8 protein-coding genes are annotated in these 12,926 nt (G+C 59.1%); 6 read left to right on the plus strand and 2 right to left on the minus strand.

The window, feature by feature from the left end; genetic code table 11:
- Positions 1–34: 34 nt before the first annotated feature.
- The gene (locus AC3YUO_RS03210; protein WP_489961610.1) at positions 35–1,177 is read left to right on the plus strand and encodes an SLC13 family permease; all 1,143 of its coding nucleotides are present in this window, start codon (positions 35–37) and stop codon (positions 1,175–1,177) included.
- 72 nt (positions 1,178–1,249) lie between these two features.
- Here AC3YUO_RS03210 and AC3YUO_RS03215 read toward each other — a convergent pair whose 3' ends face one another.
- Positions 1,250–2,557, minus strand: a complete 1,308-nt coding sequence (locus AC3YUO_RS03215) for a Na+/H+ antiporter family protein (protein WP_489961611.1) — start codon at positions 2,555–2,557, stop codon at positions 1,250–1,252.
- Positions 2,558–3,343: 786 nt separating this feature from the next.
- On the opposite strand from AC3YUO_RS03215, the gene nhaC reads away from it, so the two are divergent.
- The 5 genes from nhaC (at position 3,344) to AC3YUO_RS03240 (ending at position 9,648) form a co-directional block, all read left to right on the plus strand.
- Complete coding sequence (gene nhaC, locus AC3YUO_RS03220; RefSeq protein ID WP_489961612.1) at positions 3,344–4,885, plus strand: Na+/H+ antiporter NhaC; 1,542 nt, start codon at positions 3,344–3,346, stop codon at positions 4,883–4,885.
- A gap of 27 nt (positions 4,886–4,912) precedes the next feature.
- Complete coding sequence (locus AC3YUO_RS03225; protein WP_489961613.1) at positions 4,913–5,398, plus strand: hypothetical protein; 486 nt, start codon at positions 4,913–4,915, stop codon at positions 5,396–5,398.
- 199 nt (positions 5,399–5,597) lie between these two features.
- Entirely contained in the window at positions 5,598–7,142 is a 1,545-nt protein-coding gene (locus tag AC3YUO_RS03230; RefSeq protein WP_489961614.1) for a sodium:solute symporter family protein, read from the plus strand.
- A gap of 88 nt (positions 7,143–7,230) precedes the next feature.
- On the plus strand, positions 7,231–8,082 hold the full coding sequence (locus tag AC3YUO_RS03235; protein ID WP_489961615.1) for an amidohydrolase family protein: 852 nt from the start codon (positions 7,231–7,233) through the stop codon (positions 8,080–8,082).
- 168 nt (positions 8,083–8,250) lie between these two features.
- Positions 8,251–9,648, plus strand: coding sequence for a YfcC family protein (locus tag AC3YUO_RS03240; RefSeq protein WP_489961616.1), 1,398 nt, complete (start codon positions 8,251–8,253; stop codon positions 9,646–9,648).
- 66 nt (positions 9,649–9,714) lie between these two features.
- Here the strand turns inward: AC3YUO_RS03240 and AC3YUO_RS03245 are convergent, their stop codons facing one another.
- On the minus strand, positions 9,715–12,729 hold the full coding sequence (locus tag AC3YUO_RS03245) for an ATP-binding protein (RefSeq protein ID WP_489961617.1): 3,015 nt from the start codon (positions 12,727–12,729) through the stop codon (positions 9,715–9,717).
- Between the last annotated feature and the right edge of the window lie 197 nt (positions 12,730–12,926).

The raw sequence follows: 12,926 nt of genomic DNA on the forward strand, positions 1-12,926 counted from the left end.
CAGGAGGCGGCGCCTTAGCTGTGTGTTGTAATCTATGAGAATATGGACGGTGTATCACGATATGTCATCCTTCATCCGCTTCTTAAAACAGGAGACCGTTTTGGTGGTGGCCTGGGTGCTGGCCCTGGCATCCATGGTGCTGGTCCCGCCGGACGGGAAATACCTGGGCTACATAGATTTTGAGACGCTGGGCCTGCTGTTTGCCCTGATGGCGGTGATGACCGGCCTTCGTGGGCTGGGCGTGTTCAGCCGCCTGGGCCGGATGGTGCTCTCTCACACCGGGTCCACCCGCCAGCTGGAGGGCGTGCTGATTTTTCTCCCCTTTCTCACCAGCATGGCCGTAACCAACGATGTGGCGCTCATCACCTTTGTCCCCTTTGCCCTGGAGGTGCTGGATCTGGTGGATCAGCGGGATCGGATTATTCCCGTGGTCAGCCTTCAGACCATCGCCGCCAATCTGGGCAGCATGGCCACTCCCATCGGAAACCCTCAGAACCTGTACCTCTATGCCCACTACGGTCTGAGTCCGGCGGACTTTTTCCGCCTCATTTTTCCGCTGACCCTGGCCTCTGCCCTGCTGCTGGGTCTGTTTCTGCTGCTGAACAAGTCAAAGCATCTCGCCTCTGCACCCCGGCTGGAGGAAGAGCCCAGCGCTGAGCGGCAGTCTCTGCTGTGGGGCTACGGTGTGCTGTTTCTGCTGTGTCTGGGGTCCGTGGGCGGTCTTATTCCGGTGTGGTTCCCCTGCCTGGCCGTCCTGCTGTTTACCGCCCTGCTGGACCGGAAGGTACTGCCCCGTGTGGATTACGCCCTGCTTTTGACCTTTGTGGGCTTCTTCCTTTTTGTGGGCAACCTGGGCCGTCTGCCCGCCTTCCGGGAGCTGGTACAGCAGGTTCTCTACCACCATGAGGTGGTGTGCGCCATTCTGGCCAGTCAGGTCATCAGCAACGTCCCCGCCGCCCTGCTGCTCTCCGGCTTCACCGACCAGGGGCAGGCCCTGCTGGTGGGTACCAATCTGGGCGGTCTGGGCACCCTGATCGCCTCCATGGCCAGCCTGATCTCCTATAAATATGTGGTCCGGGCCCTGCCCGGCAAAAAGGGCCGGTATCTTTTGTGGTTCACCGCAGCCAACGTTCTGTTCCTGGTCATTCTGTTCGGACTTTACAGCCTGCTGTTCTAAGCTTCCAGCCATTAAAAAGGGCCGCCCCGTTGGGGCGGCCCTTTTCACGCTTGGTTTATTTGCAGCAGTTTCTTACAGGAACTGAGCCGCAACAATGGCAGCAATCATCAGAGGGATGTTGAAGTGCAGGAAGGTGGGCACACAGGTATCCCAGATGTGGTCGTGCTGACCATCCGCATTCAGACCGGACGTGGGGCCCAGGGTGGTGTCGGAAGCGGGGGAGCCGGCGTCGCCCAGAGCAGCAGCAGCGGACATCAGAATGATGGTGGCGGCAGGAGAGAAGCCAATCTGCTCACACAGAGGCACGAACAGAACAGCCAGAACAGGAACGGTACCGAAGGAGGTGCCGATGCCCATGGTAACCAGCAGGCCGATGAGAGTGATAACGGTAGCAGCGACCCAACGGTTGCCGCCCATGGCGTGGATACCGGCCTCAACCAGGGCCTCGACGCCGCCGGTGGCCTTCATAACCTCGGCATAACCGCCGGCAATCAGCATCACGAAAGCAATGAGGCCCATGAGCTGGACACCGCCGGCCAGCTGGTCGTCAATCTGGTTCCACTTGATGGCACCAAAGACGATCATGACCATGATGCCGGCCAGAGCGGACAGGGCCAGGTTCTGAGTGATGACCTGAACCACAACCACCACAACAGCGGCGGCCATGGTGATGTAGTGACGGTACTCCAGGGTCTCGCTGATAGCATCAGCAGCGGAGGTGTCGGCCTCCAGCATCTTGTACTCGCGGGGCTTACGGTAGGTGATGAATACAGCAATGAACAGGCCGATGAGCATGGCAACAGCCAGAATCCAGTTGACGGAAGCAATTTGGTTAATGGTAACAGGCATGCCGTTCTCAGTCAGGTTGTTCATGATGATCTCCTGGAACTGCAGACCAAAGCCGAAGGGGATGGCGATGTAGGGGGCCTTGTGGCCGAAGGCCAGACAGCAGGCCACAGCGCGGCGGTCCTGCTTCATCTGATTCATCATGGCCAGCATGGGGGGAATCAGAATGGGAATGTAAGCGATATGAACAGGAATCAGGTTCTGGGACAGGCAGGCGATGATGGTGATGGCGCCCAGCAGAACCAGCTTTTTGCCGCCGATGATCCGGGAGAGCTTCTTGGAAAGAATCTCAGCCAGGCCGGTGGTGGCAATGGCGGTAGCAAAAGTACCCAGAAGGATGTAAGACAGAGCGGTGGTGGCGTTACCGGAGAATCCACCGGTCAGGGTGCCCATGATGGTAGGAATGTCCATACCACCCACCAGGCCGCCCACCACACAGGCGATGAGCATGGCCAGCAGCACGTTCAGCTTCAGCAAGCTGAGGACACACAGGACAATAACGGATATGGTTACGGGGTTGGTTAAAATTTCCATAAACTGTTCTCCTCTTCCTTTCTTGTTCTCGGCTTCTTGGTTGCCCCACGTTTCTCCCTTCTCTTTACCGATACAAAATGGCATGGCCTTTGTCTTTTGGTTCATCGCCTCCAGGAAAAGCCATGTCGTCTTACCAAGCGTTTGTGTGATTGTGGGGCTTACTGGCATTATCATACCATACGTTTTGTCTTATATCAACAAAAATTTTTCCCATCACTCGCCATTGTTTGTGCGCTATTGCAACTGTTCATCGTTGCATTAGTGCATTGCAGCAAAAAAGTTTCCAGTTTTTCCTTCATTTTTTATTCACTTTTTCATTTTGTGCAACCTTCATTCATTTTAGGGAATTCCTTGTTACCGACCTTTCTCCCTCCCCTCCCGCAGCACCGTTTCCCCAAGGAAAATGCACGTATTCCTCCATCCGGCTGCCCCTCATCCAGTTTGCTGTGCTTTTTGCATTTTTTCCTGCATTACTATGCATATTTTTTCGCTATACTGATTTTTTATTTACACGATACGCTATTTCACTAGTGCGGCAGAACGCTAGTGCCTCAGATATTATATACAAATTTAGCCCTTTTTTGGAGGCTACTTTTATTTGATTTTTACAACGCGCAGTGCTATAATTTAGCACAGAAAGGATCCCGCTGGCAAAACAGCCCTGCCTCGTACATAATACTTTCCGCCCTGGCGGACCAGCACACCGAGAGGAGAGCGGTGTATGGACAGGGGGTGGGGATCCCACACCTTAGGCTGAGGGAATGTAAAGAAAAGAGGGATTTATTTATGCCAGAAACTGAGAAGAAAAAACGCACCGTTCGACTTCCTAACTTTATTGAAGCCCTGATCCCCATCGCCGTTATGATGGGCCTGATGATCTACGGCCTGAACTTCAGCGGAGGGGTCTATAGTGACGCTCACATGCCGCTGGTGGTATCCATCGTAGTGGCCTGTATCATCGGCGCCATCTGCGGACACGATTTCTCCGACATGCTGGCTGGTATGATTGACCGTCTGAACGCCACCATGGAAGCTATCCTCATTCTGTGTACCGTGGGTCTGCTGGTTGCCTCCTTTATTATGTCGGGCACCATTCCGGCCCTCATCTACTACGGCCTGGATCTTCTGAGCCCCAAGCTGTTCCTCCCCGTGGGCTGCATCCTGTGCGCCATCGTCGGCCTGGCCTGCGGCTCCTCCTGGACCGCCACCGCTACCATCGGTATCGCTATGCTGGGTATCGGCGCCGGCCTGGGCATCAACCCCGCCATCACCGGTGGTATGATTATCTCCGGTGCCTATGTGGGCGACAAGTTCTCCCCCCTGTCCGACACCACCAACCTGGCTGCCGCCGTGGCCAAGACCGGCCTCTTTGACCACGTGACCGCCATGGTGTCCACCACCGCCCCCACCTTTGTCATCGCTCTGATCCTCTACACCATCCTGGGTCTGATTACCGGCAGCGGCAACTATGATCCCACCGTGGCTCTGGAGCTGCAGGCTGCCCTGAAGGAGGGCTTCAACCTCAATCCCCTGGTGCTCATCCCCATCGTGGTGGTTATCGCCGCCTGTATCGCCAAACTGCCCGGCCTGGTGGGCATCGCCCTCTCCGTGGCCAGCGGCGTTCTCTTCGCCGTGATCTTCCAGGGCGTGGGCAGCCTGGCTGACCTGTTCAACATCCTGCACAACGGCTACTCCTTCGAGACCACCAACGAGCTGGCCAGCGAGCTGCTCAACCGCGGCGGCATGGACAACACCATGTGGACCATCAACCTCATCCTGCTGGCTGTGGCCTACGGCGGCGCTCTGGAGCGCTGCGGCTGTGTTGAGGCCCTGTTCGGCAAGCTGAAGCATCGCCTGCACTCCGTGGGCAGCCTGATTCTGGCTACCCTGCTCACCTCCCTGTTCTGCGACGCTACCATGTGCGACCAGTTCCTGGGCATCGGTGTTCCCGCCCCCCTGTACGAGGACAAGTACGACGAGATGGGCCTGAGCCGCAACATGCTCTCCCGTACGCTGGAAGACTGCGGCACCCTGTGGGCCGTTATGTTCCCCTGGACCGGCTGCGGCGCCTATCAGCAGGGCGTTCTGGGCATGAGCCCCTTCACCTACTTCCCCTTCGCCTTCGTGAACCTGCTCAACCCCATCTATGCCGCCATCACCGCCTTCCTGGGCCGCAATATCTTCTGGGCTGACGGCGCTTACACCAACATCTTTGGTAAGACCACCATGCACAAGCCCGCCGGCGCTCCCGCTGAGGCTCATGAGCGCGCCGTGAAGAACCTGGAGGCCCTGCGCGCTGCCGGCAAGGCTCCCATCCCCTCCAAGTAATCTTTTATCCGGAAAGGAACCTTCGCCGTGAGTGTACATCTTCCCTGGGAGTCGGTCTCCGGCCCTATCTATACAGCAAGACCCCTGAAGCCGCGTAAAAAATGGGTAACGACGGGCGGCTGGATTTTGTCCGTTGTACTCGTTCTGGGCGGCATCGCCACCCCTTACCGCATACTCATTTTGTTTGGTGTGCTCTATCTGCTCACCATGCTCGCGGTCAAGGACACCGTGGTCACCAGCCGCGGTGTGGAGGTCTTCTACCAGATGCGCATTACCACCCATTACGATTTTATTAGCTGGGATCAAATTGAGTCGGTGGTGCGTAAGAAGGAGGACAGTCCCACGATGGTGTCGCTCTACTTTGCCCACGGCGACCGGGTAAAACGGCTGTTTTTCTTAAAGCCTGACGCAGAAAATATTCTGGCTTTGGCCAAGGAGCAAAATCCCAAGGTCAAGCTGGCGGAAGACGACGGAACCCCCATCGTGATTCCGAAAAAGCCCAAAAAAGCCTGATATTACCTGCCAAAGCGGGTCCGGAGCCTGTTCTCCGGGCCCGCTTTTTATATTTGCAATCAGCCCCTTTCCCCCGGTCCGTCCCCGTTGTTTTCCGGCCGCAAAAATTTTTCTTGACTTTGTTGCTTTTTTGCGTTAAACTTCAACGCATCAAAGCAAAGAAGTTGTGAAACGTTTATTTGCAAAGGACGGATCAACGATGGGGATTAAACTGGGACTGCTGCTAATCTTTTTCGGTGTCATGGTGGGCATCGGGCTCTACTGCCGCCGCCACACCACCGACGTCAACGGCTTTGTGCTGGGCGGACGGTCGGTAGGACCGTGGCTCACCGCCTTCGCTTACGGCACCTCCTACTTTTCCGCCGTGGTTTTTGTGGGCTACGCGGGCCAGTTCGGCTGGAAATACGGCATCGCCGCTACCTGGGCGGGCATTGGCAACACCCTGCTGGGCTCTCTGCTGGCCTGGGCGGTGCTGGGCCGCCGCACCCGGATTATGACCCAGCACCTGAACAGCGCCACCATGCCCGAGTTTTTCAGCCAGCGCTTTGGAAGCCGCTCCCTGAAAATTGCCGCCTCGGTGATTATCTTCATCTTCCTGATCCCCTACACCGCCAGCCTCTATAACGGCCTCTCCCGTCTCTTCGGCATGGCCTTCCACATTGACTACTCTGTGTGCGTCATTGTCATGGCGGTACTCACCGGCGTATACGTCATCGCTGGAGGCTACATGGCCACCGCCATCAACGACTTCATTCAGGGCATTATCATGATTGTAGGCATCATTGCCGTGGTGGGCGCGGTGCTGAACAGCCACGGGGGCTTTCTCAGCGCTCTGGATGAGCTGGCCCAGGTGAGCGACCCCTCCGTCTCTTCCACCCCCGGGGTGTTCGCCTCCTTCTTCGGCCCGGACCCCCTGAACCTGCTGGGCGTGGTGCTGCTCACCTCCCTGGGCACCTGGGGCCTGCCTCAGATGGTCCAGAAGTTCTACGCCATCAAGAGTGAGAAGGCCATCGACACCGGCACCGTCATCTCCACCGTCTTTGCCGCCATTGTGGCGGGGGGCTGCTACTTCCTGGGCGGCTTTGGCCGGCTCTACGCCGGTCAGGTGGACGTGGCCGTGGAAGGCTACGACGCCATTATCCCCGCCATGCTCTCCGACCTGCCCGACCTGCTGCTGGCCGTGGTAGTCATTCTGGTGCTGTCCGCCTCCATGTCCACCCTGTCCTCCCTGGTGCTCACCTCCAGCTCTACCCTCACTTTGGATCTGCTGAAGGGCCACGTCATCAAGGAAATGGATCAGAAACGGCAGATTTTTGTCATGCGCTGCCTCATTGTGGTGTTCATTGCCATCTCCGTGGTGCTGGCCATCATCCAGTACAAGTCCAACGTCACCTTCATTGCCCAGCTCATGGGCGTCAGCTGGGGTGCCCTGGCGGGCGCCTTCCTGGCCCCCTTTCTCTATGGTCTCTACTGGAAGAAGGCCACCAAGGCCGCCTGCTGGACCAGCTTTGTCTTTTCCTCCGTGGTCATGCTGGCCAACATCGGCCTCAAGTCCCTATTCCCCCCCATTCTCCAGTCCCCCATCAACGCCGGCGCCTTCTGCATGCTGGCGGGGCTCATTCTGGTTCCGGTGGTCTCCCTAGTTACCCCCAAGCCCGATGCCGGTCTGGTGGAGGAAGCATTCTCCTGCTATGAGGAGAAGGTGCTGGTCCGCCAGCGGCAGGCCCTGGGCGACCAGCAGTGAGGATTTCCTCCTTTTAAAAGTAAAAAACCTGTGGTATGCTCTCTGGTGTACCACAGGTTTTACTCCTTTGTGAAAGGTCTTGTCAGACATGATTGTTGATTTTCATACTCACACATTTCCCGACAAAATTGCCGCCTCCACCCTGCTCAAGCTGCAGAACATGTCCCACACCCGTCCCTTCACTGACGGCACGGAGGCAGGTCTGGCTGCTTCCATGGCCCAGGTGGGCATCGACTACTCCCTGGTGCTCCCCGTGGCCACTGCCGCCCGGCAGGTGTGCCACATCAACGATGCCTCCGCCCGCCTCAACGAGGAGGGGCAGGCCCGGAGCATTTTGTCCCTGGGCTGCATGCACCCGGACTTTGACGGCTGGAAGGAGGAGCTGAGCCGCATTGCCTCTCTGGGCCTCCGGGGCATCAAGCTCCACCCGGTCTACCAGGACGTGGACTTTGATGACATCCGGTACCTGCGGATTCTGGACCGGTGCGGTGAGCTGGGCCTTATTGTCCTCACCCACGCCGGGCTGGACGTGGGCTTCCCGGGTAAGGTGAACTGCTCCCCGGACATGGTCCTCCGGGCGGTGGAGCAGGTGGGACCCGTCACCCTGGTGCTGGCCCACATGGGAGGCTGGCGCAACTGGGATGAGGTGGAACAGCTGCTGCCTCAGACCAGCGTGATGCTGGACACCTCCTTCTCCCTGGGCTCCATGACACCCCTTGGGGACGGCTACTACGGCCCCGGTGACCTGCATCTGCTGGATGACGACGCCTTCCTGCGCATGGTGCGCACCTTCGGCGCTCACCGCATTCTGTTCGGCACGGACAGCCCCTGGGACGGCCAGGCTGAGAGCCTGGCGCGTCTGCGCGCCCTCCCCCTGACGCCTCAGGAGCAGGCGGATATTCTGAGCGGCAACGCGCAGCGTCTGCTGAAGCTCCGCTGATTGTGCTCTATCGTCTCCCGCCTCTCTCTCCGTGTCAACGCCCTTCAACTTTAATTCAACGCAAGCATGGTAACATGACGCTGTTGCATTAAAGCGAGAGAGCAGCAATGTCCGGACGGTGGCCTCAGAGTATGCCCGGACACGGAAGTTCAAAGGAGGAGAGCACTTTTGAGTAACAAACCCCTGACAAAAAAGAAAAAACGGGAATTTCCCCACGCGTTTGTCATTCTGTTTGCCATCCTGGTCCTGATGACGGTACTGACCTGGGTTTTGCCAGCCGGTCAGTATGACTCGGTCACCGTCAATGGCGTGACCACCGTGGACCCCGACAGCTTCCACTATGTGGAGAGCACTCCCGTAAATCTCTTTGAGATGTTCAAGGCCATCCCTCTGGGCATTCAGAACGGTATTTCCCTCATCTGTATGATTCTCACCATCGGCGCCGCCATCGGCCTCATTGACGGCACCGGCGCCATCCGCGCCGCCCTGGTGAGCATGACCCGGCGCACCAGCGACAAGAGCGGCAAGTTTGTACTGGCCGGCATCATGGTCTTCTTCCTGTGCATCGGCGCCTTCCCCTCCATGCTGGAGGGCTCCATCCCCTTTATTCCCATCGGCGTAGGCGTGGCCCTGATGCTGGGATATGACGTCGTCACCGGTGTGGCCATCGTCTTCGTAGCTGACATCGTAGGCTGGACCGCCGGCCCCACTAACCTCTACACCGTGGGCAACGCCCAGACCATCGGCGGTCTGGAGCTCTTCTCCGGCCTGGGCTACCGCATGATCTGCCTGGTGGTGCTGGGCGGCATCGCCATCTGGTTCGTGCTGCGCTACGCCGAGCGGGTCAAGAAGGACCCCACCAAGGGCATCATGTACGGCAACGATTACTCCGACCTGCAGAACGCCTCCGATGCGGAGCTGGAATTCACCCTGCGCCGCAAGCTGATTCTGGTGGTCTTCATCATCACCATCGCCCTGGTGGTGTACGGCAGCCTGGAGTGGGGCTGGGGCCTCTTTGAGATGGCCGCCGTGTACCTCATCTGCGGCATCGTCTGCGGTATCATCGCCGGCTTCAGCGGCGGTAAGATTGCCGACAGCCTGCTGGCCGGCGCGCAGTCCGTGTTCATTGCCGCCATGGCTATCGGTCTGGCCCGCGGCATCTCCATCGTCATGGATGACGGCCAGATTACTTACACCATCGTTCACGGCCTGGTTACCCTGGTGTCCGGTCTGCCCGCTGCGGTTACCGGCATCGCCATGCTGGTGGTTCAGACCATCCTCAACTTCTTCATTCCCTCCGGCAGCAGCCAGGCTCTGGTCACCATGCCCATCCTCATGCCCATGGCGGAAATTGTGGGCATCAGCAAGCAGATGACCATTCTGGCCTTCCAGTTCGGCGACGGTCTGAGCAACCTGGGCTATCCCACCATGGGCGCCCTCATTGCCTGCCTGTCCTATGCCCGCATCCCCTTCAACAAGTGGTTCAAGTTCATTGGTCCCTTCCTGGCCATTGCTTATGCTGCCTGTGCCATTCTGATTGTCATTTCCTCGTTCATCGGTTATTAAGAATGGAATTAATAAGCCCGCGGACCTGCCGTCAGCAGGTCCGCGGGCTTTTTCTTTTCACAGACGTCACAGCTTCTCCAGACGCCTCTGGAGTTCCTCTGTCTCCAGGCGGGGCGGAATCCGTTCCAGGTACTCCAGCCCCCACCGGCAATGTTCCCCTTCGTCCGCGGGCCAGAGCGCCCGCAGCTGGGGGGCCTCCTGTCCCGTCTGGTCCAGCCAGGTGCGAATCCGCCAGGACAGGTAGATGACAACCCCCTTCCACCAGGGCGATCCGATGATGTCGCAGATCCGGTGGGCCTCCTTCAGCTTGTCCGCGGCCCCCGTCAGGTCGCCCTGCCGGACCCCGTAGAGGGCCAGATAGCCCAGGGCCAGCGGACAGCCGGAATACTCATGGGAGGAGCGGTAGATCTCCGCCGCGTAGAGAAACAGCTGATAGGCCCCCTCATACTCGCCCTTCTGGAAGGCGCACACCCCGTAATTGGTGTAAAATACCGCGGCCCCCGGGTAATAGCCCCGGCTGCGGTTGTGAATGATGGCCTTGTCGTAATAGCCGAAGGCCTCCTCATACCGTCCCTCCAGCCGGTAGCACTCGGCAATGTAGTTATAGGCTCCGGCTATGTTGATGGCATAGCGGTCGTCAGAGGGGGAAACCAGAGATTCCAGAGTACGCACGGACTGGTGCAGCAGCTCCCGGGCCCGGGAATAATTGCCCCGCATCTGCTCCAGCAGCCCTTTCAGGCGCAGATAGATGCCGTAGCTCTCCGAGTGCTCCTCCCCGTCCAGCAGGGCGAGGCCCGCCGCCAGGTGGATCTCCATCACCCGGGTATCGCAGATCTGGATGCCATAATAGATGTACTGCAGGTGGACCTGCACCAACAGCCGCTTCTCTCCCCGCCGCCGGCACAGGGCGTTCAGCTGCTCCAGGGCCTCCAGCCCCGGCTCATAGAGGCCGTTGTAGATGCAGTAGCGGCTCTTGGCGTGGAGCAGCGTCATCTCCATCCGGTCCAGCTCCTCCTGTCCGGCGTACAGACGGCGCAGGGCGCTCACCTCCTGCTCCAGCCGCTGAAATTCGGCGGGCAGGCTCTCCGCGTCCGGCTCCTCCCGTCCGGGCGAGACGGTCAGGGTGGGCAGCAGGTCAAAACACAGTCCGGTAAAGGCATTCAGGGACAAAATCCGATAGTGCAGCGCCTTCAGGCGGTTACCCCCCGCCTCATAGTGGTACACCAGCCGGTCATAGAGCTGCGCCCCCATCCGGTCCAGCCGGCTCTCCAGGTGCTGGGCCACTCGCAGGTGGAGAATCCGCCGGGCGGATTCCGGCTCCCGCTGGATTAAGACACGGCGGATCAGGTCGTGGGCTAGGGTGTAGCAGATGCTTCCATCCCGTTCACACTCCGTAATCAGCATCCGCTGCTTCAGCTGCCCGCACAGGCACATCAGGTCCATGGCGTCCTTGGTCAGGATGGAGGCCAGAGCCTCCATGGGCGCCCACTCCGAGAAGGCGGAAATCATGTCCAGCACCTGCAGCTCCTCCACGGTCAGCTGGGCCAGGCGATAGTCAATGACTCCCTTCACCATCCGCCCCATGTCCTGGGGCACGCCGCCCTCCTCCAGCGAGCCCACCAGCTGGGTCAGCAGCAATGCGTTGCCTCCCGTCCCCTGGTACACCTGGCTCAGCTGCTCCTCCGTCAGCTCCTGGCCCCGGTAGTGGCGGACAAATTGTCCCGTCTCGTCCAGGCTGAGGGTTGAGATGGTGTAGCGCTCCAGCAGCTTGTCCCGCTGGGCCCCCTCCACAAACTCCTTCCGGAACCCGGCGGGCAGCTCCCGGGAAGAGCAGATCACCGTCACATTCAGGCCGCGCAGCCGGTGGAGGACGGCGGACAGCAGCTCCACGCTGGTGCGGTCGATCCAGTGGATATCCTCAAAGACCAGCAGCAGGGGGAACTGCCGGGCCACCATGGACAGAATGAGCAGAGTGCTCTCCTGGGCCACGTGGTAATTGTGCTGAAGGGGGTACTGCTCGTCCGAGGCAGTATAGCCCTGGCCGCACTGCAGGGCCAGGCAGGGGAAGAGGGCGGCGGCCGTCTTCAGATAGGTGTCGGGAATGGACAAGCCCCGGCTCTCCATCTCCGAGAGCAGGCCCAGCATCACCGAGTTCCAGGGGGCCAGGGGCACGCCGGACTCCGACTGGTAGCAGCTGGCCCGCAGCACAAGCCGGTCGGAGAAGTCATAGTGATTAAGCACATGGTCCAACAGGTAGGTCTTTCCCACCCCCGCCTCTCCCTCCAGCAGCAGGCAGGGGATCCTCCGGTCGGACAGGGGCCGGTTGCAGACGGAGAGCAATCCGTGCAGCGCCGCCTCCTTGCCGAACATGGGGTGGTCGGACTGCTCCTCAATGCGGTAGGTGGAGGAGTTCCACTCATTGACAATGCGGTAGTAGAGGGCCGTGGTCTCCTTCAGGGGGGAAATGCTCAGCTCGGTCTCCAGATTTTTGCACAGCTGGTGGTAAATCCCAATGGCCTTGCGGAATTTTTTCTGCCGGCTGTAAACCTCCATCAGCACCACATAGGCGCTCTCCTCCAGGGGGTCCCGGCCAATGTACTCCAGCCCCAGCTGCTCCGCCTGCTCCAGCTCTCCGGCGGCAAAGGTCTCCCGCTCCGCCGTCAGCAGCTCCTTGAGGTACCGGGCCCGCAGCAGGTTTCGCTGGGTGTTCAGCCACTCCTCAAAGGCGGCGCCCCCGTGCATCGTAAAGCCGGAGAGAAATTCCCCGTGGTAGGCCTCCAGCTTGCCCTCCCGCAAAAAGTCCAGCACATCACACCGGATGGACACCTGGGGATCCAGCTCCAGCATGGTGCGCTGACCGGACACAAACAGCTCCATCCCCAGGGCCTTGCGCACCGTATAAATGGCATGGCGCAGATTTTTCAGAGCCGCGGAGGGCTCCGTGTCCTCCCACAGCAGGTCCACCAGATCCCTCCGGGCCACCCGCCGCTCCATCACCACATAGTAAAGCAGCGCCTCCGCCTTCCGATAGGGCAGCGTTACAGCCTGTCCATCCACCAGGATGGACGGACTGCCAAACATTCGGACAAACAGCTCCGGCACAGCCGCACCCCTCTCCCTTGTTCTTCCTCTTTATCATAGTACAGACCGCAGAAGGGCGCAAGGAAAACCGTTGAATTTTCTCCTGTTTTTCCACGTCCGGAATCTTTGTTTCATCTTCTTTAAAAATTTCGAAAAATTCAACGCTGTTTCAATGCTTTTGTCGTATAATAAGCTTA

This window comes from Pseudoflavonifractor sp. HNCC25GI2, assembly GCF_058136395.1.

Coding starts and splice junctions, on each gene's coding strand:
- AC3YUO_RS03210 (WP_489961610.1), top strand. CDS start 35: ATGAGAATATGGACGGTGTATCACGATATGTCATCCTTCATCCGCTTC.
- AC3YUO_RS03215 (WP_489961611.1), bottom strand. CDS start 2,557: ATGGAAATTTTAACCAACCCCGTAACCATATCCGTTATTGTCCTGTGT.
- nhaC (WP_489961612.1), top strand. CDS start 3,344: ATGCCAGAAACTGAGAAGAAAAAACGCACCGTTCGACTTCCTAACTTT.
- AC3YUO_RS03230 (WP_489961614.1), top strand. CDS start 5,598: ATGGGGATTAAACTGGGACTGCTGCTAATCTTTTTCGGTGTCATGGTG.
- AC3YUO_RS03235 (WP_489961615.1), top strand. CDS start 7,231: ATGATTGTTGATTTTCATACTCACACATTTCCCGACAAAATTGCCGCC.
- AC3YUO_RS03245 (WP_489961617.1), bottom strand. CDS start 12,729: ATGTTTGGCAGTCCGTCCATCCTGGTGGATGGACAGGCTGTAACGCTG.